Source organism: Paraburkholderia sp. PAMB 6770 (genome assembly GCF_057748135.1).
Window position 1 is genome coordinate 1,374,716 of sequence record NZ_CM173238.1, and the last position, 22,617, is coordinate 1,397,332.

At 55.9% G+C, this 22,617-nt stretch carries 22 protein-coding genes; 13 read left to right on the top strand and 9 right to left on the bottom strand.

The features are described from left to right. Positions 1 to 63 precede the first annotated feature (63 nt). From AC3AP7_RS06305 to AC3AP7_RS06325, 5 genes are all read left to right on the top strand, one after another. The gene (locus tag AC3AP7_RS06305; protein WP_475764520.1) at positions 64 to 1,317 is read left to right on the top strand and encodes a citrate/2-methylcitrate synthase; all 1,254 of its coding nucleotides are present in this window, start codon (positions 64 to 66) and stop codon (positions 1,315 to 1,317) included. A 63-nt stretch (positions 1,318 to 1,380) separates the two neighbouring features. Then, positions 1,381 to 2,016 carry a TetR/AcrR family transcriptional regulator gene (locus AC3AP7_RS06310; RefSeq protein ID WP_475764519.1) on the top strand — a complete coding sequence of 212 codons (636 nt, stop codon included), beginning with the start codon at positions 1,381 to 1,383 and terminating at the stop codon, positions 2,014 to 2,016. Between the two features lie 115 nt (positions 2,017 to 2,131). Further along, entirely contained in the window at positions 2,132 to 3,208 is a 1,077-nt protein-coding gene (locus AC3AP7_RS06315; protein ID WP_475764518.1) for an alkene reductase, read from the top strand. A 101-nt stretch (positions 3,209 to 3,309) separates the two neighbouring features. After that, complete coding sequence (locus AC3AP7_RS06320; protein WP_475764517.1) at positions 3,310 to 4,188, top strand: SDR family oxidoreductase; 879 nt, start codon at positions 3,310 to 3,312, stop codon at positions 4,186 to 4,188. Between the two features lie 147 nt (positions 4,189 to 4,335). Further along, positions 4,336 to 4,578 carry a LysR family transcriptional regulator gene (locus tag AC3AP7_RS06325; protein ID WP_487362696.1) on the top strand — a complete coding sequence of 81 codons (243 nt, stop codon included), beginning with the start codon at positions 4,336 to 4,338 and terminating at the stop codon, positions 4,576 to 4,578. Positions 4,579 to 5,319: 741 nt separating this feature from the next. On the opposite strand, the gene AC3AP7_RS06330 is transcribed toward AC3AP7_RS06325, so the two are convergent. The 3 genes from AC3AP7_RS06330 to AC3AP7_RS06340 all read right to left on the bottom strand — a co-directional run bounded on the left by AC3AP7_RS06330 (position 5,320) and on the right by AC3AP7_RS06340 (position 8,060). Further along, positions 5,320 to 5,964: a TetR/AcrR family transcriptional regulator gene (locus AC3AP7_RS06330; protein WP_475764515.1), complete on the bottom strand. Its 645-nt coding sequence runs from the start codon at positions 5,962 to 5,964 to the stop codon at positions 5,320 to 5,322. 261 nt (positions 5,965 to 6,225) lie between these two features. Beyond that, on the bottom strand, positions 6,226 to 6,789 hold the full coding sequence (locus AC3AP7_RS06335; protein ID WP_475764514.1) for a flavin reductase family protein: 564 nt from the start codon (positions 6,787 to 6,789) through the stop codon (positions 6,226 to 6,228). Further along, positions 6,789 to 8,060 carry an acyl-CoA dehydrogenase family protein gene (locus AC3AP7_RS06340; protein ID WP_475764513.1) on the bottom strand — a complete coding sequence of 424 codons (1,272 nt, stop codon included), beginning with the start codon at positions 8,058 to 8,060 and terminating at the stop codon, positions 6,789 to 6,791. The genes AC3AP7_RS06335 and AC3AP7_RS06340 overlap by 1 nt, the downstream gene beginning before the upstream one ends. Before the next feature lie 1,228 nt (positions 8,061 to 9,288). Between AC3AP7_RS06340 and AC3AP7_RS06345 the strand changes: the two genes are divergently transcribed. From AC3AP7_RS06345 to AC3AP7_RS06380, 8 genes are all read left to right on the top strand, one after another. After that, positions 9,289 to 10,110 (top strand): fumarylacetoacetate hydrolase family protein, encoded by an 822-nt coding sequence (locus AC3AP7_RS06345; RefSeq protein ID WP_475764512.1) that lies wholly within the window; start codon positions 9,289 to 9,291, stop codon positions 10,108 to 10,110. Positions 10,111 to 10,113: 3 nt separating this feature from the next. Continuing rightward, positions 10,114 to 10,542 (top strand): nuclear transport factor 2 family protein, encoded by a 429-nt coding sequence (locus AC3AP7_RS06350; protein ID WP_475764511.1) that lies wholly within the window; start codon positions 10,114 to 10,116, stop codon positions 10,540 to 10,542. A gap of 58 nt (positions 10,543 to 10,600) precedes the next feature. After that, positions 10,601 to 11,602 (top strand): ornithine cyclodeaminase family protein, encoded by a 1,002-nt coding sequence (locus tag AC3AP7_RS06355; protein ID WP_475764510.1) that lies wholly within the window; start codon positions 10,601 to 10,603, stop codon positions 11,600 to 11,602. Between the two features lie 87 nt (positions 11,603 to 11,689). Further along, a complete protein-coding gene (locus tag AC3AP7_RS06360) occupies positions 11,690 to 12,793 on the top strand; it encodes a cupin domain-containing protein (protein ID WP_475764509.1) in 1,104 nt (367 codons plus the stop codon). 61 nt (positions 12,794 to 12,854) lie between these two features. Further along, positions 12,855 to 13,658: a 2-oxo-hept-4-ene-1,7-dioate hydratase gene (gene hpaH / locus AC3AP7_RS06365; RefSeq protein ID WP_475764508.1), complete on the top strand. Its 804-nt coding sequence runs from the start codon at positions 12,855 to 12,857 to the stop codon at positions 13,656 to 13,658. Between the two features lie 10 nt (positions 13,659 to 13,668). Next, positions 13,669 to 14,484 (top strand): aldolase/citrate lyase family protein, encoded by an 816-nt coding sequence (locus AC3AP7_RS06370; protein WP_475764507.1) that lies wholly within the window; start codon positions 13,669 to 13,671, stop codon positions 14,482 to 14,484. 67 nt (positions 14,485 to 14,551) lie between these two features. After that, positions 14,552 to 15,295: an SDR family oxidoreductase gene (locus AC3AP7_RS06375; protein WP_475764506.1), complete on the top strand. Its 744-nt coding sequence runs from the start codon at positions 14,552 to 14,554 to the stop codon at positions 15,293 to 15,295. A gap of 38 nt (positions 15,296 to 15,333) precedes the next feature. After that, positions 15,334 to 16,818, top strand: coding sequence for an NAD-dependent succinate-semialdehyde dehydrogenase (locus AC3AP7_RS06380; RefSeq protein ID WP_475764505.1), 1,485 nt, complete (start codon positions 15,334 to 15,336; stop codon positions 16,816 to 16,818). A gap of 41 nt (positions 16,819 to 16,859) precedes the next feature. On the opposite strand, the gene AC3AP7_RS06385 is transcribed toward AC3AP7_RS06380, so the two are convergent. From AC3AP7_RS06385 to AC3AP7_RS06410, 6 genes are all read right to left on the bottom strand, one after another. Next, positions 16,860 to 17,765, bottom strand: a complete 906-nt coding sequence (locus AC3AP7_RS06385) for a LysR family transcriptional regulator (RefSeq protein ID WP_475764504.1) — start codon at positions 17,763 to 17,765, stop codon at positions 16,860 to 16,862. Between the two features lie 84 nt (positions 17,766 to 17,849). Next, positions 17,850 to 18,482 (bottom strand): GTP cyclohydrolase I FolE, encoded by a 633-nt coding sequence (gene folE, locus AC3AP7_RS06390; RefSeq protein ID WP_475764503.1) that lies wholly within the window; start codon positions 18,480 to 18,482, stop codon positions 17,850 to 17,852. Positions 18,483 to 18,553: 71 nt separating this feature from the next. Further along, positions 18,554 to 19,681: a porin gene (locus AC3AP7_RS06395; protein WP_475764502.1), complete on the bottom strand. Its 1,128-nt coding sequence runs from the start codon at positions 19,679 to 19,681 to the stop codon at positions 18,554 to 18,556. A 189-nt stretch (positions 19,682 to 19,870) separates the two neighbouring features. Next, entirely contained in the window at positions 19,871 to 21,157 is a 1,287-nt protein-coding gene (locus tag AC3AP7_RS06400; protein ID WP_475764501.1) for an MFS transporter, read from the bottom strand. 124 nt (positions 21,158 to 21,281) lie between these two features. Beyond that, on the bottom strand, positions 21,282 to 21,554 hold the full coding sequence (locus AC3AP7_RS06405; protein ID WP_475764500.1) for a NifU family protein: 273 nt from the start codon (positions 21,552 to 21,554) through the stop codon (positions 21,282 to 21,284). Continuing rightward, the gene (locus AC3AP7_RS06410) at positions 21,551 to 22,561 is read right to left on the bottom strand and encodes an amidohydrolase family protein (RefSeq protein WP_475764499.1); all 1,011 of its coding nucleotides are present in this window, start codon (positions 22,559 to 22,561) and stop codon (positions 21,551 to 21,553) included. The genes AC3AP7_RS06405 and AC3AP7_RS06410 overlap by 4 nt, the downstream gene beginning before the upstream one ends. Between the last annotated feature and the right edge of the window lie 56 nt (positions 22,562 to 22,617).

A 22,617-nucleotide genomic window follows, 5' to 3' on the forward strand; every position in this document is an offset into this window, starting at 1 on the left:
CCGACTTGCATGGGCGTAGCGGTACAATTGGTTGATTACGTCCAGCGATGTAAACGCAAGTAAATGCACAAAGATCTATTGACTCGCGCTGAAGTGCTCGATCTGCTCAGCATCAAGGCCGGTACGCTCTATGCGTACGTGAGCCGGGGCCTGATCAAGACTGCGCCTCACCCGGACGGGCGCAAAAGCTTGTACTACCGCACGGACGTCGAGCGCGTACGCAGTCGCAAACGCGGGCGACCGCCCCAGGTGGCCGCAGCTGAATCCACAATGCATTGGGGGGCGCCTGTGGTTGCGTCCGCGATCACTCAGGTGACGTCTGCTGGGCCGCTTTACCGAAACCGCTCCGCGGTAGAAATGGCGCGCGCCGGCGTCGCCTTTGAATCGGTTGTGCAACTGTTGATCACGGGAATGTGGCAGGACAACTTTGCCCCGTGGCCGGCGATCGCGACTCCAGACGATGTGAGGCAGTTGCTTGATCACTTCCGGAATTCGCCGGTGTCAGGCGATATCGGCAACCTGTTCGGCATGGTTACCTTCGGGCTCGGCATGCAAGGGCGGGGCGCTCAGGAGATAGCGGACGGTGCCTCTGTCCCTGCCGCGCGGCTGATTATGCAAACGATGGCAGGGTGTCTTGGGTTTCTGCAGCCGGTAAGTCGATTTGCCGAACGTGAACCGTATGAGTCGCTGGCTACATTCCTTCTGCGCATCAATGGCATCATTCCGACACCGGAAGCGGTAAACGCCGTGAATGGCGCGCTCATCGTTCTTGCCGACAACGAACTAGCCCCGGCCACGTTCGCGGCGCGTATCGCAGCGTCAACGAATGCTGACCTCTACAACTGCTTGGCTGCGGCAATAGGGGCGCATGTGGGATTCTCCACGGGAACCGCGACGCAAAAGGTGGAGACTGCGTTGCTTCAGACGACCGCCGCGAAGGATCTGTCCCAGAGGGCAGGCTTGGTCAAGGAATATGGCGCGAGCTTGTTCGGATTCAATCATCCGATGTATCCGGGCGGTGATCCGCGTGCCGACCTCATTCTCGAGATGACGAGGTCGCTGCCAGGGCTCGATGCCGGTACGCGGAACACGTTGGCGTTTCTGGACGATGTTCGAAACAGGCTGGAAGCCAGCCCCGGTGTCGCTGTTTCACTCGTCACGTTAGCGCGGGCACTGGGAATGCCGGATGGGTCGGCGACTGCAATCTGGATTCTCGGCCGTACCAGCGGTTGGGTTGCCCATGTGCTTGAGCAGCGAACCATGGGATTTCTTTTGCGCCCTCGCGCGAAGTTTGTGGGGAATCCAGTCGCGCTCTGAATTCACTCGTATCGTGCTAAATAGGGATGCATCCCGCATGCAACGGATTGTTCCAGATTTGTTATGGACCGATCGGTCCTAAACGGCTATGCTGTTGACATTGATAAGGAAGTCCAGATGGGTAGGCCACGCGAATTTGATGAGACAGTAGTGCTGATGCAGGCGATGCGCGCGTTTTGGAGCAAAGGTTACGAAGCGACGTCGCTCAACGATCTGCTTCAGGCGACGGGTTTGAGCAAGAGCAGCCTGTACGACACTTTCGGTAGCAAGCGCGAACTCTTCATCGCGGCATTCAATGTCTACCAGCAGGAGCGCATGCGGATGCTGGATGGATACCTGAGAAGCCGGCCTACGTCATTCGAATCGATTCAAGCATTCTTCGAGATGGTTGTGGAGCATGCCCGTGCAGACGAACAGCCGTTTGGGTGCATGAGCTGCAATGAAGCGGTCGAGCTTGGCCCGCACGACGCCGAGGTCCAGAGCTTGGTTGAACGTGACTTCCTGGGAATTGAGGATGCGTTCGCTGACGCGATTGAACGTGGAAAGGCTGACGGTTCGATTCCCGGCAGCAAAGATTCGCGCAAGCTAGCGCGCTTCCTGATGGTGACGCATCAGGGGTTGCAACTGATGGCTCGGTCCCAGGCCGACGCGGACAGGCTGGATGACGCACTTGCCGTAATGCTCGACGCGCTTCAGTAAATCGTGCCCCACGCAGCGTGGGGATTTTTTGGGCCAATTTTGGACCGAACGGTCCTGATTGGAGTCGCCCCTCTAGGGTATGACGGCCGCAATGGCCTTTTGAAGGAAATTGGACGTGACTAACACCGCATTTGACCGTTTGCTTGCGCCCGCTCGCTTGGGCGCGCTTGAACTGAAGAACCGTATGGTGATGGCACCCCTGACGCGTAGCCGCGCGGGTGATGGCGATGCCCCGACATCCTTGAATGCTATGTACTACCAACAGCGCGCCACGGCCGGCCTGATCATCACCGAAGCTTCGCAGATCTCGCCGCAGGGCAAGGGCTATCCGCGCACACCAGGGATTCATTCGGCGGCGCAGATCTCCGGCTGGCGTCAGGTGACGGAAGCAGTGCATGCTGCCGGAAGCCGCATATTTCTGCAGATTTGGCACGTGGGCCGTCTGTCTCATCCGTCGGTACAGCCGGGTAATGCGTTACCCGTTGCGCCTTCGGCCATCAAGGCAGACGGTGACATTTTCACAGAGGCGGGCCTTAAGACTCTTGAGACGCCGCGTGCGCTCGAACTGAACGAAATTCAGGGAGTCGTTGACCAGTTTCGGCAAGCTGCGATTAACGCGAAGCTTGCTGGCTTCGATGGCGTAGAAGTCCATGCCGCAAATGGTTATCTGATTGATCAGTTCCTCCGTGACGGAACCAATCATCGCACTGATGAGTACGGTGGCTCAGTGGAGAACCGGGCGCGTTTTCTCAAGGAAGTCGTCGAAGCGGTAATTTCGGTGTTCGGTGCTGGTCGAGTGGGTGTTCGGATTTCGCCCATTTTCAACGGTTTCTCGATGAGCGACAGCGACCCGACTGCGACGTTTGGCTACACGGCTGAGATGCTGGGTCAATATGGGTTGGCTTACCTGCACGTGATGCAATTGGGTGAAGGCGAATTCGACTTTGCGGCGCTCAAGTCTCGCTTCGGTGGAGCGTACATCGCAAACGGTGGGTACGACGCAGCGCGCGCTGAAGCAGCGATTCAAGGCGGGACGGCCGACCTTGTTTCCTTCGGCGGCCTGTTCCTTGCGAACCCCGACCTGGTGCGCCGCTTTGCACTGGGCGCGTCGCTCAATGAAGCAGACAAGAGCACGTTCTACCAAGGCGAAGAGCGGGGCTACACCGACTACCCGACGCTTGACGCAGCCTGATTCTAACCAGTAGCGGGTTCGAACTATACGTACGGACGAGTCTTGCCTCGTCCGTCTCAGTGCCTGCTTACGGCAAAACCAGTTGCAATGAGAAAGAGATCATGTCAAATACAATTCTTGTCACAGGTGCGACGAGCGCCATTTCTACGGCTGTCGTCGGATTGCTCAGAAGCGCGGACCAAAAGGTCCGAGCGTTGGTGCGGGACCCGAAGAAGGCTGCGGCGCTTGAAGCAAGTGGTGCCGACGTCGTAATCGCAGATCTTGAACGGCCTCGTACCCTGTCTGCCGCGTTCTCGGGGGTTGATACTGTCTTTATGTTGACGCCGCCCGGTCCTCGAGCACCCGAGCAAGGCTCGAACGCAGTGTGGGCGGCTCGCGAGGCAGGCGTGCGGCGGATTGTGCGGGTTTCAGCATTCGGAGCGGCACATGACGCCCCGACAATCAATGGACGTCTGCATGCACTTTCGGATGCGGAGCTTATCGCTTCCGGAATCAGCTATACGATCCTCAAACCGCACTTCTTCATGCAGAACTTGCTTATGGCTGCGCAAAGCGTAGCCGAGCAAGGAGTGCTCCCGCTTCCGTTGCAGGACGGAAAGATGGGCATGATTGACACCGGCGACATTGCGCGTGTGGCAGCTCGCGTACTGACGTCGAGCGGTCATGAAAACAAAATCTACACGCTGACCGGACCCACTTCTATCTCGATGGATCGGGTCGCTGAGGTGTTGAGTGCTGTGCTGTCGAAGACCGTGCGCTATGTAAGCGTTCCGCTCCAGGACGCGCTGGATAATATGGCGAAGGCTGGGTTCGACGAGTTCACCTTGAACGTACTGCATGACTATTTTGCCGCTTACAGCAAGGACTGGGGTGATGTTGTCACGGATGCCGTACCGGATATTCTCGGCACGCGTGCTCGGAGCATCGATGACTTTGCTCGGGAATATGCAGCCGTGTTTGGCGCCAAATCTATCGCATAACCAGGTGTTAAGTGAATCGATCAGCGCCATATGCCGGTGATCGATTTGCGAAAGCTATCCTATTTCGTCGATTCGTTTAGCCGATTTAATAGTGCCATGGAGCAATCGAACGTTGGCGAAAAAGTGCCCCTCAACGCCAACTACCTAATGTATTTCGTATGCGTCGTCTCGCATGGGGGCTTCAGTCAGGCGGCACGAAAATTGGGATTAAGTAAATCTACTTTAAGTCGAGCAGTTGTCGAGCTCGAGCAGTGGATTGGCGCGCCACTTCTACAGCGGACGACCAGGAGGATCGTTATCACCAGCGAAGGCGAGAGGCTATACACAAGATGCAAGTGTATATACGACGCTGCAATCGCGGCTCGCAGCGCTGCGGTGGGATCGGAATAGCGCTATATTGGTCGTAGATCCGCTAATCGCTTTATCCGGTGTGAATGGAGCAGCCGCTTGAAATGCCGCATTTAGAATATGGGAAGGCATACGGTTGTGCTGACAGTATGGTCAGCGACATCACGCTCATCACGACCGGCGAAGGCTGGTCATGCCTGGCGGCGGTCCTGGATCCGGCGGGTCGGCCTATAGTGGGCTGGCTCATGCCAGAGCGAATCAACGCGGATCTGGCTCGCCACGCACTGTTCAACGCGTGCTGGTAACGTAAGCCGGCAGCGGGCCAGCTCTTGCATTCATCCCGACGGCGTTCTCCAATATGCGAGGCTAGCGCATCAGAAACTGGCCGCAGCCTTCAAGGCAAAACTCTCGATGAGCCGGCGCGCCAGTGCGTGGGATAACATCCCGATCGAGATCTACTTCAATGCGCCGAAAGAGTCTACCCGGTTCACTACGAAGCGCACTCTGGCTCCTCTATGCCCGGTAGACCAAGCGACGTATTTGTTTCTCCTGCATCAGTCGCTGAGGCAGTGTACCCGCTTCCGTCTCAAAATCGTCAAGGCTCGAGTTTCGAGGTGAGGCCGTAAGTCGAGGCGTGGTACGCGGGGCTATAGTTTCCGCTACGACCGGTTGACGGCGTACCGTCGGAGAAGCGCATCAACGTGGGGCGCCGGGAAGCTTCGTGACGATCCGTAGCTGACCGTATTGCCACTCGCGGCTGTGCTTCTGTCTTCGCGAGCGTAGTTACACTGGACTACATGTGGGTCGGGCGATGCCAAAGGCGCACAGGAACGTCGTGACCGCGAGTCGTACCCAGTGGTCAATCTGCGCGGCTGATGGTTGTGCTGTAGGGTGCATCAAGCACTCCATTAGTCCCTCGCCTCGAAGCATGCTAACGAAATGGGACGCGGCTGCGTCGATGCCGACATACTGGACATCAATTTCACCGGCTCGTGCGGACTCTGCCAGTCGTTCCGCTACCATAGATGTAATGACGTTGGGGCCCGCAAGATAGAACTGGCGGGCCAAATCCGGAAAGCGAGGTGCTTCTGCAGCTACAACGCGGAACAACGACAATGCGGGTGGTGAGAGAATTATTTTAAGATAGGACGTGCCGATGTTGGTCAGCGTTTTCGCGATATTGCCGCTCTCTGGCTGGATTGCACGCACGGTCCCAGATACCACGGCGCATTCTCGCTCGATGACGGCGGCAAACATAGCTTCCTTGGTTGGGAAGCAAGCGTACATAGTCGCCTTTGAGACATCGGCTTCGCGCTGAATCATGTCAGTGGTGGCAGCGCTAAAACCGTTTGCAAGAAAGACGGTCGTGGCTGCTTTCAGCACGGAAAGCGTCTTGTTACTTCGTTCCGGAGCGGGTATTTTGCGCATTGTGAATACGGATGAGCGGCAGGCGAGTTACAACTATACCGAAGAGTTCTCCAAGTCTCCACGCGAGCACAGACGAGTAAGAGCTTGGCGTATGGCGAGCTGTGTCGATTGGCGGCGCGCTTTTGAGCCACGTTCGCAGTCGAGAGAGTCAGCGGTCGCAGCGTCCGCTCAAGGGTGCAGACAACGTCATCCGCGCAGATACTGAACGGATGACGAGCTCGGTGACCTTAGAGATTCATAGCGTCACTGCTTTGCGATGCGCTAGACGAAAGCGCCCAGTGCGTGCTCGCGAAGGGTGCCTATTCTACCCCTATGGAAGACCAGGGGCGATAGGTCGCTCGTGCTAAATCTTTCGACCTTGCCAATGATGACACTGTGGTCTCCCTCTTCGTGAGTTGAATGTCGAGAACACTCGAAGGTTGTTGCACTCGTTTTGAGGCGAGGGCACCCTCCCACGCCAGTTTCGAATTTCGACTCGAAAGCCAGAAACTTGTCGAGCTCCGGTCGAGCAAAGTGCACTGCGAGGTCCTTTTGATCTGCGGACAAAACGCTGACAATGAAGTGGCTGGCGGAGAGGAAATTTGGCGCACTGTTGGCTGCAGAGCGCACGCTCCAGAGTATCAGCGGGGGATCGAGTGACAGTGATGCAAAGGAATTAATGGTCATCCCCTCCCGCTTTCCTTGCAGTCCGACGGTAGTCACTAGGCAGATGCCGGTAGGAAACGCCCCAAGGGAACGGCGCAGGCCGCGCTCGTCATTACACGTAGGTTCCGACGATGGGGTTTGTGAAGGTGAGTGCACGATGTTGCTCCACGTCGAATGCATTAGTACTGGCCTTTCGGCTCGAGTCCCAACAGGTACTGACCGGTCATTGACGAAATTGCATCCCAGTTGAGGCTGAAGTGTTTCGAGATCATGTTCGAGTCGCGCCAAATTCTTTGAATAGGCTGCTCCAACGAGAGTCCGGCTGCGCCGACGGCCGAAAAAAGTGCGTCTACTGCCTGCTGGCATAGGCGTGCTGCAAACGCCATATCTCGCCGATTACGGATGCGCCGTGCGATGTCGACCGTCTCGCCGTTCACCGCAATTTGCTCCACCTCTGCAGCGCAGCGGTATATCAGAAGCCGTGCGGCATCGACGGCCGCAGTTGCCTCCGCGATGCGAGATTGGACGGGGAAAAACTGACTTAAACGGTTTCCGGCGCCAGCAACGCCACCTCGAGTAACCCGAGTCCCACACTGAAGGATGAAGTTGTCGATTGCCGCTTGAGCGTTGCCGACCATTGGCGAAACCAGGCAAATTGGGATCATCGACATCAAGGGGACGCGATAAATCGCGGCGTCGTTCACTTCTGCGCCTGGGGGGGTGTTCGACGCAGCTTCGGCGAATGTGAGTGAGCGGTGTCCGGGAACGAAGGTTTCATTCTCCAGCACAATCGTTTTCGATCCAGTCCCTGCTTGGCCTGCAACATGCCAATCATCTTCGACCGTCCAATCTGTGGAGGGAACCAGAAGGAACGCGCCACCGGGAGCGTCGCCTTCGCGCTTTGGAGGCAGTTGAACTCCGAGTAGTGCCCAACGCGAGTTGTCAACGTTGGATGCCCAGCGCCATTGACCCTTAATCAGTAAGCCACCATTGTGTCGGCGGGCAATTGTGGCTGGCGCATAGGAGCCGCAAACAATGTTACCAGGGTCGTCATCCCAAACATCGCCTTGAGCCTGCTCGGGGAATAGTCCGACAACCCACTGATGAATCGTTCCGAGGGAGCATCCCCATGCAGATGATGCGCAGCCTCGAGCCAGCTCGCTCACGATGTCAACGAACGGGCTGAATCCGTACTCGTAGCCGGCAAAGCGTCTCGGTTGCATCAGACGGAAGAACCCGGCGTCGCGAAATCGAGATATTGTTTCCTCCGGAATGCGACGGGATTTCTCCGTTTCACGTGCATTTTCTGCAAGGTATGGAACCATCGTTCGGGCGCGTTCGACTAACGTCGATGCCGACAGCGCTTCGGAAATTTCAGGGCTTCGAGCGACCCTGTTGAATGGATTGGGCGAGAAAGAGAAGAAGTGGTCATCGACGGTTTCTTGAAGCATCGCATTTCCCTTTAGGCATTGTGTTGCGGGGGAGGGGCTAGGAGGCAGAACTCAACTTGTCTAGTGAGTTGACAGATTGGCGATCTGCGAGTTAGTGAGGTAATGCAGAAAAAATTAGTATGTATTCCTACAAATAAATGTTACTTAAGTTGCGTAGATTGGAGATGTGTCTTCTTGGATGTCGACGAATGGGTCCACGACTGTACAGGTAACTGCTCGACGCCAAACGTCAAAAAATCGTATTGCAATACTGAACGTGAATTTAGTTCGCCCTCGGCACTTTGCCCACGCGCGCTGTCGTGTACAGCTGGGGCGCCAGCGGCGGACCACAAAGGTCAGTACGCTCCCACATTGCTAAACCGATCGGTACAATTCTAGGATCGTCTCAGCTGACCCGTCAATGTGAATGCGCATGTTATCGGGGAAAATCCTAGGTATGTGCGTATCTGTGGACTTCTGCGAGGATGAACCGAACGGTATAGATTTCCAATGGATTCACGCCGCAGCAAGCGCTTCCGGGGGGCAAGGAGGGCGTGCCGTATTCGCGTGGCTCCAGTAGGGACATCGCGGAAATGGAGGGTGGTCGCGATGGTGGCATGGAATTCTCCTGGAACAAGGCGATCACTCGGAGAGCCGCAATGTGTGACCTCAGAGAATGCTCAATGAATTGGGGGGTGAGTGGCGGAGTTTGGGTAGAAGGAGAGAGGGCCGTCCGGCGGACTCTTCTATCCGTGCTGTCGCGGAACCAGCGGGCTTGCGTGCCCAGATAGGCCCCGACTTCGTGCTTCATTGACGGGGCTGTCTGTTTCGAAACAATTGGGGCCACATAATGCGGGCAGACTATTAATTGGGTCGCCCGGTAACCTAACAACGCCAGCGATACCTTTTGGTTGGGTGCACGCGCGCCTCGAATTCTATTCACTACTTTGACGGATCTCGCTAGAAAGATCGCTCGGCCTTCCTGATGCCGCGATACCGCACTAGCGACGGGTCGGGCTCCCACGATACCAATCCTGGCAGTCTCATCAATTCGCAATTCATGGCGTGCACTTGCGAACTGCAAGATTTTCAGTGTTAGAGCGCTGCCACGTCAGGTAGATTTTCTCTACAGGTGCGAAACATGGGACGAACTGACGGCTGAACAGTATGGCTGCTACAGCCCGAGCCGACGTCCCTCGTCGTATCCAAGGAATTAGGAAGAGCACTTCTTATCTCATCGAGGGGACACATGAAGATTGCCAGACTTGCATTTGCCGGTCGCCCGACTTGGGGCGTGGTCAAAGACGGCTTTGTTTCTACGCTTCCCATGGCCAGCACCATTGTGGATGCAATTCAACACGGCAGGGCACTTCGGGACTCAGAGGAAATTGCCATTTCTAAAGTCCAATGGATTGCCCCAATCCTGCCCGACGCAAAAGTCATTTGTGCAGGGCTGAACTACCGAAAACATTTGGAGGAAATGGGGCGGAATCTTCCGCAGCATCCCTCTGTCTTCATACGTTTCCCAGACTCGCTAGTCGGACACGAGCAGGAAGTGATCCACCCGCGCGTAACCGACAGCTTCGATTATGAGGCTGAGTTAGCCATCGTTATCGGGAAGACTGCTCGGTACGTTGACGAGTCCAACGCCTTGTCTTTCGTCGCTGGTTATACCTGCATGGCTGAAAATTCAGCGCGGGATTTTCAAAGGCACAATACTCAAGCCACACCGGGGAAGAATTTCGACAAGTCAGGTGCGTTGGGGCCGTGGATCACCACCGTTGACGAAATTGAAAATCCAGACGCCCTTGATCTGTTGGGACGATTGAACGGCGTCGAAGTACAGCGCTCCAATACGGACGACATGATCTTCTCCGTTTCGGGCCTGATTGCATATATTAGTTCGTTTACCACTTTGCGTCCTGGCGACGTCATCGCGACTGGTACCCCTGAGGGAGTTGGAATGACGCGTACGCCACCCTTGTATATGAAACCAGGAGACGTGTTCGAGGTTGAAATCCCTGCTATTGGGAAACTCACGAATCGCGTCGCCGACGAGCGAGGGATGTGAATTATGTCACCCAAAGTCAATCCCGCCACGGGTGCGGCATGTGTATCGATCGTGTATGAGTTTTTTCATTCCCTCGATAACCGATGCCATGAGAAGGCAGCGCTCCTATTTTCAACCGATGGCGTCTGGGTTAGAAATGGAGAAGTGCTCAACGGCCGTGACGAGATTTCTGCCGCGCTTAGCGGCCGCTCCGCAGAGAGAAGGACCTTCCACGCGGTATCCAATCCAATCGTGGACCCTGTTGATGTCAATCGGGTACAAGTGCGATTTTTTCTAACAGTGTACGAGGCTGAGAAGGGGGTGGCGAACGCAACCGCAGCTATACAACCCACTGCCGTTCGCTTTTGCATGGACACGCTGACATTCGACGGCGAGCAATGGCTAATTTTGCGTAAATCCAGTCAACGTCATCTCCCGTTTGTAGACGACTAACCAGACATAGTTGGTATTTGATGACGGAAATTACCGACACTATCATTAGGAATAGAAAATGAATGCCAGCGCCATATGGTTGACAGAAACCGACGTTGCCAGGTTGGTTCCGCTTGACGATGCAGTCGATGCCCTGGAAAGCAGTCTTTTGGAAATCGGCAACGGCGTGGCATCCAACGTCCCGAAGGCACTTGGTGACATCGGAAATGGGGGGGCTATGCATTCTCTGGGCTCCGCGTCGCTTCGTGTCGGGGTATGTGGATTCAAGACTTGGGCGCATACAGCCCAAGGCGGTAAGGCGGTTTTCTCGCTGTTTAGCACCGAGAACGGTCGATTGCTCGCGATCATGGAAGCCAATACGCTGGGGCAGCTACGCACAGCGGCCATGACAGCGGTTGGAACGCGCTGGGTCGCCCCAAAATATGCGAGCGACCTCGCCGTCATCGGATCAGGAAGACAGGCACTGGCACAGGTCTTCGCCATCAACACCGTACGGCCGCTCACTCGCATTCGCATATGGAGTCCTAACCCGGAACGGCGAAGAGCCTTTACTGAGAAGGTGAGTGCATGTATCAGCGGCGCGGAAGTGATTGAGGCTGCAACGCTTGAGGATGCGGCGTCTGGCGCAGAAATCGTTACGTTGGTGACACGTGCAACGCAGCCATTCTTCTCGGCAAGTCTCTTGGCACCAGGGGCTCACCTTAACGCTGTCGGTGCAATTCTCCCCGACAACGCAGAATTCTTTCCGGATGTTTTCGAGCGAGCGAAGGCCATCGTTGTTGACGATATTACGAATACGCGAAAAGCCTCTCGCGAATTCATGGATCACTTCGGTGCTGAGGAAAACGGATGGGAGGCGGTTCAAACGCTCCCGGACGTCATCAAGCGAGGATCTGTGCGAGCCGAACGCGGTGACATCACGCTGTTCAAGGCAATGGGAATGGGGATTTCTGACCTCGCAATTGCGAATCTTGCTTACGAACGCGCATCGACTGGCCATGGCTCCGAGGTTCGGCTTCCTCTCACTGCGCCGGCGCCTATTCGGTGGTCGAAAACGTGATCCGATATTGGTGCAAGGAGACCTAGGGATCCGATGAGAGAGCTGCATTCAAAGACTAGGCATGTGAATACAAAATTGGAGATTGAAATGGCTGATCATACATACACCTTCCTGGATGGCGACGCGGCCGCACCCACACCAATCAGTCCGTGGACTCCGGTGCTTGTGCCACGTGAGGAGATTGAACGGGAAATCGAGCGTCTTCTCGAAATGCCGCTTCCGGAGGACGGCCGACGTGCGGCCTTAATTGTTCACCCATCTTGCACGGACGGTTCTATGGGCTTTGCACCCGGGATCGACGTCACGATCAGCGTGTTGAAGCCCGGCGAATCGACGCGTCCGTTGATGCGCAACTCGAACCAGGTCGAATTTTGCATTCGTGGCTCAGGGGTGGTGGGCGTGGGTCGGGAGGAAAAGAAACTGAGCAAGTGGGGCGTGCTCTCGATCCCGTCGATGCAGGCTTACCACCACCGCAATACCGGAAATGAACCGTGGGTTCGGATCACCTATTCGAACGCTCCACTCCTTCGGAAACTCGCGGTTCACTGGATCAACTATGCGCAGGATGTCGTTGAGCGTGATATCCAGTCCTCAGCGCGTGGTCTGGATGATGGGTATAACCGGAGGAATGCGCCGGATGTCCTTATTTCGGAAGACGGCGCACGCCTTCGTGGTTATGAATATTTGACGGATATCGAAGTTGTTGAGAATCATCCGCTAGTTTGGCCGTGGGAAAGCGTGGTCAGCATGCTAACGCGACAGGAGGGTGATGGAAAGCGGAACATCATTTTATTGTATAACCCGGCTACGGAGCGGCGCAACGGCACGACACACTCGTTTTTTGCGACCATTTTTTCGCATCCCACCGGCAAACCTGCGCGAGAGATAGGGCGCGGGCACAAGCACAGCTCGGTTGCGATCAATTACCACTTCACTGGGCACGGGAAGAGTGTCGTCGACGGCGTCGAAATTCCGTGGAAGGCCGGGGATCTGCTGCTCTCTGGGCCTTCGTGGTCAGAGCATGCACACTATTACGACGAAGAGCCGACTTTCATCTTGACCATTCAGGATCATCCTTTGCACATCGGGATGGAATCCCTAATCTGGCAAGAGCGTATGGATGGCCCGATCCTCAACCTTGGCTCGGAGGCCGGCCAGAAGGGTTACGTTGGGCCTCGAATTGCTGGTTAAACCACGGCACGGGGTCGTCACACGAGCCCTGCGGCAGTGACACCCCAACAAGGATCAGTTCATGCTTCCGCAAGACACTATCAAGATGCTAGCCCGTCAGCTATATGATGCAAGAAAGCGGCGGGAGCAGGTACGACAGTTTTCGAAGCAGTACCCAGAGATGACGATCGACGATGGCTACGCAATCCAGCGCGAATGGGTCGCTCTCGAGACCGCCGAAGGACGCGTCATAAAGGGGCGAAAGATCGGGCTCACCTCGCGTGCGATGCAGCAAGCAAGCCAGATTACTGAGCCAGATTTTGCTCCTTTGATGGACGATATGTTCTTTGACACGGGCGGAGACATTCCATTTGCTCGTTTCATCGCGCCGCGCGTTGAAGTCGAGTTGGCATTTGTTCTTGACCGTCCTTTGAAAGGGCCAGGTATCAGCATTTTTGACGTGCTCTCAGCAACGCGCTACGTGGTACCTGCGGTCGAAATCATCGACGCACGCATCGAACAGTACGACCGAGACACACGCGAAATGCGGAAGGTTTGCGACACGATAAGCGACTTCGCCGCGAACGCTGGTGTCGTCCTCGGCGGGCGTCCATTCAAGCCCTTGGATGTGGACCTGCGCTGGATCGGGGCAATCCTGCATAGAAATGGCGTGATAGAGGAGACAGGTCTCGCAGCAGGGGTCCTGAATCATCCCGCCAATGGTGTGGCGTGGCTCGCTAACAGGATTGCTCAGTACGATGAGCAACTTAGCGCGGGCGACATTGTGCTCGCTGGCTCTTTCACAAGGCCGGCACTCGCGAGCGCAGGTGACGCCTTCCATGTCGACTATGGTCCACTCGGTACCATTTCGTTCCGCTTCGCGTGAGAGACTTCGAATGTTGAATCCAGGCAATACCTTTCGTGACGCGCTCCATGCTGGCCAAAAGCAAATCGGACTTTGGGTAGGGCTTGCGGATGCGAACGTCGCTGAATTGCTCGCGGGATGCGGGTTCGACTGGCTACTGCTGGATTGTGAGCACGCACCGAACGATGTTCGCACGACTTTGGAGCAGCTGCGCGCGATGGCGCCTTACCCTCCTCAGGCGGTAGTGCGACTGGTGCAGGCGAATGTCGCCTTGGTGAAGCAGTATCTTGACGTAGGCACTCAGACGCTGTTGATACCAATGATCGATACTGCTGAGCAAGCGCTACTGATGGCGCGGGCAATGCGCTATCCGCCCGAGGGCATTCGTGGAGTGGGAGCAGCCTTGGCACGTGCATCTCGCTGGAATCAGGTCGAGGACTACGTCAATTGCGCCAACGATGAGATGTGCCTTCTGGTACAGGCGGAGACTGTCGAAGCAATGCGCAATCTTAAGGAAATCGCGGCGGTCGACGGAGTTGACGGGGTGTTTTTTGGTCCGGCGGACCTCTCCGCGTCAATGGGCTATCGCGGACAGGCGAACCACGAGGCGGTGCGCCGTCACATCGTCGCTGGAATCCAGACCGTCCGTAGCGCCGGTAAAGCCGCTGGCGTGCTGGCGTCTGATCGCGAGGTTGCCCAGACGTATATCGACGCCGGTGCACAATTCGTTGCAGTTGGAGTCGACACAACGCTTCTCAAACGAGCTGCCACGTCGCTCGCTGACAGCTTCAAGGTGAGAGGCGCGACCGCTTCCACCCCACTGGCCGGTAGAGATATCACGTACTGATGCCGCGGACTGCAGCTGAAAAGATGGGGCCCACGCTAGACACTAACTATTTCAAATGGAGCAATGGATGAGACACGAAAATCTCTTTGTAGTTACAGGGGGTAGTCGCGGAATCGGAGCGGCTATCTCACGGCTTGCGGCGCAGACGTATCCGGTGGTCGTCCTGTACAAGAACAACGCCGAAGCTGCTCATCAGCTGGTGCAGGAGATTCATTCAAGCGGTGGCCAAGCGTGGGCCGTCCGGGCTGACGTCGGGGACGAGTCATCGCTGATGCGCGCCTTCGAGCAGATCGATCAGCTTGGCAGGATCGCTGTACTTGTCAACAACGCTGGTGTCACCGGTGGTGTTTCGCGGCTCGCCGACCTGAGCACCGAAAATCTGGCGGAAGTGATTCGCGTAAATGTCGTTGGTGCATTTGTGGCAGCGCGCGAGGCGGTGAAGCGCATGTCTACCGGGTGCGGCGGTTCGGGAGGAACCATCATTAATATCTCCTCAGGCGCTTCAGTCCTTGGCGCGCCGAATACTTGGATTCATTACGCATCCTCGAAGGGTGCACTGGATACGATGACGATCGGGCTATCCAAGGAAGTCGCTCGTGAAGGGATACGCGTCAACGCGGTCCGACCTGGCGTAATCGACACCGAACTGCACCAACAGCGCACGCCGGAAGCTCTGGAGCGTTTCGTCGGCATGATTCCAGTTGGTCGCATGGGTACAGCGGATGAAGTGGCTCAGGCCGTGGTCTGGCTGGCTTCACCCGCGGCATCGTATGTCACGGGATGCTTGATGGATGTCCGCGGCGGGCTGTAAGGCACAACGAATCGCGACTTGATGAGGGAATCGTAGCGATGGAAATTACGTCGAAAAGCCTGCTTGCTGAAGCGCTGAAGCGGCCGGCTTTGCTGCGCGAAAGCAACTACGTCAACGGTGGGTGGATCCGCCCAGCTGGGGAGGCCGGAATTGTAGTGCGCAATCCAGCTACTGGCCATGCTATCGGGCAGGTACCACAACTAGATGTCGAGGCCATACGGCTTACGGTGGACAATGCGGCCACTGCGTTCGCGAGCTGGAGGAAGGTGTCAGCCAAAGAACGCGCACAACTCCTGCGTGCGTGGCATGGGTTGATACTTGCCAACCTGGAAGATCTCGCGCTGATACTGACGACCGAGCAAGGAAAGACGCTCGCCGAAGCGCGCGGTGAAATTCAGTATGCTGCTTCATTTATTGAGTGGTTTGCTGAGGAAGCAAAGCGGATCAGCGGAGATATCCTGCCAGCTCCCTCGACCGGCAACCGGATTCTTGTTGTAAAGCAGCCGGTCGGCGTATGCGCAGCGATTACACCGTGGAATTTCCCGGCTGCGATGATTACCCGGAAGGTAGGCCCCGCACTTGCTGCAGGTTGCACGGTGGTATTGAAGCCGGCCAGTGCAACACCGTTCACGGCACTGGCCCTTGCAGTGCTCGCCGAAGAGGCCGGGATTCCGCCAGGGGTACTCAATGTCGTAACTGGCAGCGCCCGTGTTATCGGTGATGAGCTATGTCGTAATCCACTGGTACGCAAGGTAACCTTCACTGGCTCGACCGAAGTGGGGCGGGAGTTGATCGCCAAATCGGCCGCGACAGTTAAGAAGCTTTCGATGGAGTTGGGCGGGAACGCTCCGTTCATCGTATTCGATGACGCAGATGTACAGAAAGCGGTTTCCGCCGCGATTTTCTCGAAATTTCGCAACTCCGGGCAGACATGCGTCTGCACCAATCGCATCCTCGTACAGGAAGGTGTCTACGAAGCCTTCTGCAGCGAGTTCGAACGGGCTGTCTCGAAACTGCGTGTCGGGCTAGGCACCGAACCTGGCGTCGATCTTGGTCCGCTTATCAACGGTGCGGCGATCGAGCACCTCGAACAGGTGCTAGACGACGCTGTGAAGCTTGGGGCGAAGGTGACAGTCGGAGGCGGGCGTAATCCACGAGGAGGAAACTTCTTTACGCCCACCGTCGTCCGCAATGTCACGTCTGGAATGCGGATCTTTCGGGAAGAGGCCTTCGGCCCGGTTGCACCGATCATCCGATTCGACACTGAAGAGGAGGGCATCGCACTGGCCAACGACACCGAGTTCGGCCTCGCCGGCTACTTTTTCGCAAATGGAGTTGACCGCATCATGCGCGTGTTTGAGGCGCTCGAGACGGGTATGGTCGGTATCAACACCGGTGCGATTTCGTCGGAGGTTGTGCCTTTCGGGGGAGTGAAAGAATCGGGCCTCGGCCGAGAGGGCTCGAAGTACGGGATTGAGGACTATCTTGAAACAAAGGCTGGCGTGCTCTGCGGAGCGTTCTAAACCAATGGCCGGCCGTCGAGAAATCCCGGCTGGCCAGAAGCCTATCGCGCCTCATCGCGGAATAGCGTAAGAAATGTCTCGCGCAGCCAGAGGTGCGCGGGATCTGAGTCATGCCTCGTGTGCCAGTACATCCTGACGTCGAAAAACGGAGACGGAAAGGGAACGTCAAATACCTCGATTGGCGTGTCAGCCTGGAAAATGCGAGCGATCCTTGATGGAACTGTGACAAGGACGTCCGACAGGCGAAGAACTTTTGGGAGTGCAAAATAATTTGGCATGCGCAGTACGATGTTTCGCCTGATATTCAGATCCTCGAATGCATTTTCCACCGGATCGTCGAGTGGGTTAATCGCGACGTGCGCGCTCAGTGAGAACTCTTCTAAGGTGAGAGGCGCAGCTGGTTCTGCTTCGGCGACCTTTCTCCGCATTACCACACAATGGTCCCGAAAAACCGACTCTTCCCGAATCGATTGTCTGGTCATGTTCAGATGTCCGACCACGAGATCGACCTCGCGGTCGAGCAACATGCGATCGTAACTCGCTCGCGGTGCCTGAAAGATTGCGAGCTTGATGTTCGGAGCAGTACTGTGCAGGTGGCTTAGCAAGGTCGGGACGAACAAAATCTCACCGACATCAGAAAGAAGCAGACGAAATTCCCTTGTGCAATCTTCGGGCCTGAAATCGCTCGAGTCGATGAGGGAGTCCCTGATCGTCTCGAGCGCAGCGCGGACCGGTTGAGCCAGACGGTCGCACCTAGCTGTAGGTTCAAGTCCATTCGACGTACGAATGAAAAGGCGGTCACCGAGAGACTCTCTCAGGCGTGCCAATGCGTGGCTGACCGCTGGCTGGCTTAGATGGACTTCCTTTGCCACTTCGGCAAGATTCCGTAGCCGATATACGGCATCAAAAATCTTCAGGAGATTTAGGTCCAGGCGGTTCAGGTCCATGGCGCGTCCGGAGGGCGGGAGTTTCGGTGGCAGCTATCACGCGGGCACCCACAGGACGCGACGATAGCAGATCTGTCGGCAGGCTTAGGCATTCGGCAAAGCGGCCACAGCACTCTGGCCAATGATCGACAGAAATTCTCGTCGTGTCGTTGGATCATCCCGGAACACGCCACGCATGCGACTGGTGACCAGCGCGGCTCCAGGCTTATGTACGCCTCGTGTGCTCATGCACTGATGGGCAGCTTCAAGTACGACGGCGACCCCGAGCGGTTGCAGCACGCTTTCGAGCGCATCTGCGATCTGGACGGTGAGCTTTTCCTGAATCTGGAGTCGCTTTGCATAGGCGTCCACCAGACGGGCAAGTTTGGATATGCCGACGACCCGTCTGGAGGGAAGGTAGGCAACGTGTGCGCGTCCGATGATTGGCACCATGTGATGTTCGCAATAGCTTTCGAACCGTATGTCCTTCAACACTACCATCTCGTCGTAGCCATCTACCTCTGAAAACGTCGTTGCAAGAATCTGCACAGGGTCGCATTCGTACCCCAAAAAAAACTCCCGGTATGCACGAATCACTCTCCCGGGAGTATCCAGCAAGCCCTCGCGAGACGGATCATCTCCCGCCCAGCGGATAAGCGTTCGTACAGCTTCCTCAGCGTCTGCTTGCGATGGTTTCGGAAGATCTGCTACGGTGGGGTCGAGACACCGGATATTCATGATGTTCTCCAGTCGACTAGTGGCCGAGGAACCCCTTTCGGGGTACCGTCGGACCGTTTCAGATGAATACGTCAGAACTTGTTGCGAAGGCCGATGCGAACGAGGAGCTGGTTCTTGCTGCTCGATGCGTCGGGCGGCGCGGAACCAAAGGTGTCAGGGGCAATTGCTGCGACCGGTGCATCTCCGACGGCTCGTTGATAGACCGTGGTGAAATACACGTCAGTACGTTTGGACAGCAAATAGTCGACGTTCAGTTGCACCTGGTGATACTTTGGGGTCGCCCCAGTAGACGAGAGCTTGCCATCTGTATAGCTGTATTCTCCGACGAACCACAGTGCTGCCGTTGCCCGGTACACCACGTTGGCCTCGTAGTTGTCGAAGGAGAGTCGATCGGTCGCGGACTGGAATTTCGAATGGCTATAGACCAGCGCCGCACGGACTGCGTCAAACTGATAAGCGCCAGCGGCCGCTACGACATCTTCACGCACGACAGCCGTTTTCAGTCCCGCATCGCCCAGAGCTCCCGTCGTCGTGACATTGATATAGTCGCCGGAAACGGCGCCGCTCGTGTTGGAGTTTGGATTGTTCAAATGGAGATATCCGGCGCCGAGAGATATCGCTCCATTGTTATAGGATCCGCCTGCGCTCCATGCCCGGTTATCGGCGAATCCGCCAGCCGTATTGCTGAAACCGTATAATCCGCCGAATTTTAATCCAGCGAAGCTGGGGCTGGTGTACTTGACCGAATTGTTGATCCGGAAATCGTTTTGGAGATTGTCGTTGTCGAATGGGTGCGTGTACCCGGTGTAGATCAATCCAGTTAGCGGCTGCACGAAATCGACGACGCTATCATATTGCCTCCCGAGCGAAAGGGCGCCTAGGTGATCGCTGCTCAAACCTACCCACGCCTGACGTCCGAATAGGCGCCCCCCTTGAGACAGCGAGCCGTTGGTCAGGGAAAATCCATTTTCCAAAACAAAGATTGTTTTCAGACCTGCACCGAGGTCTTCGACGCCTCGTAGACCCCATCGGTTTCCTTGCGACACACCACTGGTCATTGTCCAGGTTGAATGGCCCTTGATGTTGCTGATGTAGTTGATACCTGCATCGACGCTACCGTATAGCGTCACGCTACTTTGTGCAATCGCCTCGCCAGAAAAAAGACAAAGCGCCGCAATATAAATAAATTTCTTCTTCACTGACGTCTCCTCGCTTTTAAACGGATCTCCGAACTTGATGTTCTTTTTACGATATTTAATTAGTAGTATTTAATTACAAAAAATGTAACTGGCTTGTATTTTTTTATTTTTAGTGAGGAACTTTCCTCGATGGTGAACTACGCGGACGCCCCTTCCGGTTTCAGCTACCGGATAATCTACACAGTTGACTCAATATGAGTATCGATATGGACCTATCAGCGTGATTGCCAGCCCGCTTATCACACACAAGGTTGCTGCAAATAGCATGACTAGGTTGTAGCTGTGGAGCCTGTCATACCCAACACCGAAGAGAATTGGACCGACGAGAGTTCCGATGCAGAAGAGCGAAATCATAAAGCCGTAAACAACGCCGAATGACCTCAACCCAAAGTATCGCTTGACGAGATAGGGCATCAGGTCGCCCTCCGCGCCGACGAGCATACCGGTCAATCCTGCCGCGATCGCTAGCATTGGATACGGTGTAGAGTTGGTCGCAGTTGCCAAAATCGCGGCACCGACCGCACCGAGGAGAAAAACGCATGCGGATAGTAGCCGAGCTGGTGCTAGGTCAAGAAGCAGGCCCGCTGTAAATCGACCGACCGTGAGACCTGTTGCTACGAAGGCGCTACCCGCAGCGGCCATGGTCACGGTGGCGCCCTTATCCATCAGTAGCGCGGGGATATGCACCATGCCACCAAGGCCGACCGCTGCGACTATTGCAATGCTGATGCTTATAAGCCAGAACTCCCGGGTCCGAAATGCTTCCGTAGCCGTAGTGCCTTTATCGTTTTGGGACTTGATGGCAGCTGCGAAAGGGGACTCGCTGGGTGCAAGGGCTTCAGTGACGTCGACGCGCGATAGGAGCAGGAGTGCAATGCTGCCGAGGACCGCCGCGACAACCGCCAGCACGAGATATGCGTGTTGCCAGCCATACTGCACGATTGCCCAGCGGGCGACCATTGGAGCGCTGGCAGCCCCGATTCCCGCTCCCACAGACGCGACGCCGAAGGCCAGGCCAAGCCTGCGTTCAAAGGAACGTGCAAGGATCGGCAAATACCCGACTGGTGTCGTTGCGACACCAAGCAGACCGAGAGCGAACGTCTTCAAACCCAATGCCGGGGCGGTAAGCGGTCCGACGACAAGAAACAGCAGGCAAACTACGAATAGAACAACCGAACTACCGATGACCCTATGGAAGCCGTAGCGATGCATCAAGTGCCCAGCGAATGGCGAGCTTACCGCTATGCCAAGCGACGCGAGCGCGACACAGATCGAGGCGACTGCCCGGCCGACGCCGAGCGATGATGCTATTGGCAAAAGAAAGACACCGGAGGTTCCTGCGAAAAGTGCTGTATAGCCGCCTGCCAAGCCCAGGGTGGCAGCAGCAAGCAGGACAAAGCTTCGCCCATAGGTACTGAATGCCGGACTCTCAGGCGAAGCTGATGCGTCTAGGTCAGGGCAATACCGTCTTTCCATCAAATGTCTCCTTGACTCTAATTGTCTATTTTCTATTTCAATCTATCCAACATTGATATGGATTCACACTGAAAAATTTGCAGAGTCGAACTGCATGAAACGAATCAAGGAGACTAATGGACGTTCAGGACATCGCGCGCGCAACGCGTATCGCCGCCTCCTCCGAGATTTTGCTTCCCTCGATTTTTACCTCTGTTACGCCCTCAAGGCGCATGAGGGCAGGTTTGACTGTTGCGGCAGATGTCATTGGGCGAAGATGGCAGCCAGTACACATGCCGGTGAATTTGACTACGACAGTCCCACTGTCGTCCGAGCCGACGAGTTCAAGACCACCAGCGTGGCCGTGGAGTAACATATCGAGACGGTCAATCTCTGACCGAACTGCGTCAAGGTTCATGCTGCTTCTCCTCGAAGAGCGGTTTCACCAAGGCCGAGAGCACGCCGCTTCTCCTGGAGGTCGATGCGCATCAGCTTCGCGAAGTTGAGTCCCAAAATCTTTTCCTTATCCTGCATCGTGATCTGAGGATATCCATAGCCGCTACGGAGATCCTCAGGAATTTCCAGATCCATAAAGGCTTTCAAGTACGGAGCCGGGGTCCCAATCAGAGCAGCTTCCGATCCCCAGAGGAGCTTGTCGGAGCCGACAAGTTGCAACAGCTCACCGATTTGCTTCTGGACCAGTCGTGGTGCAAACAGCGCCATGGCCAGGGTCCCTGAAAGGGCAAGATGGACATTCGGAAATCGGCTCGCAATCGAAACAGCTTCGTCGAAGTAGGGGACGGCAAGGTGGTGAATGATGAACTTCATGTCGGGAAAATCCCTCGCCGGAGCCTGCAGGTCGGTCGGAGACAACTGCTCCACGTTTTGTAAGCCGAACGGTACGCCTTTGTGAAATTGAATCACGTCGACACCAAGTTGCTGACACCGCTCGAAAAGTGGATAGGCGACGTCCTCGTCATCGCATCGCCATGCGCCTTTGACGTGGCCGTTATAGAACTTGATAGAGCGTGCCCCCAGTTCCTTGACTTGGTATTCGAGTTGCTCAAGCGCGTAGTTCAAGCCCTTATACTTCGGATCTACGCCCCCACAGAACAGAACGCGATCCGGATACGCCTTTGCCATGGCGTATTGGGCCTCAACCGGTGCAAAGCCATCCTTGTACCAATCGAAAATTGGTACTGCCTGAGCCATTGCCATATCAGTAGGGGACTGCACAAAGACCAGGTCATGCATGTCTTCGACGGACCAGCGCCTTTCGAACTCAAATCCGGTGCGTTGCGGTGGTGTAATCGCCATCCCACTCGAAAGCATTTGCGCACGTGAGACTTTCGCATCCGCGCGATCGGTACGAGTGTTCTGATTGGTCAGGTCGTAAAGGTGGATGACGCAGTCGAAGACGAACATGTCGTTAATCATGGTGGTCGACCTCTTTGATTGATGTGTGGAAGGTAAATCTGGAT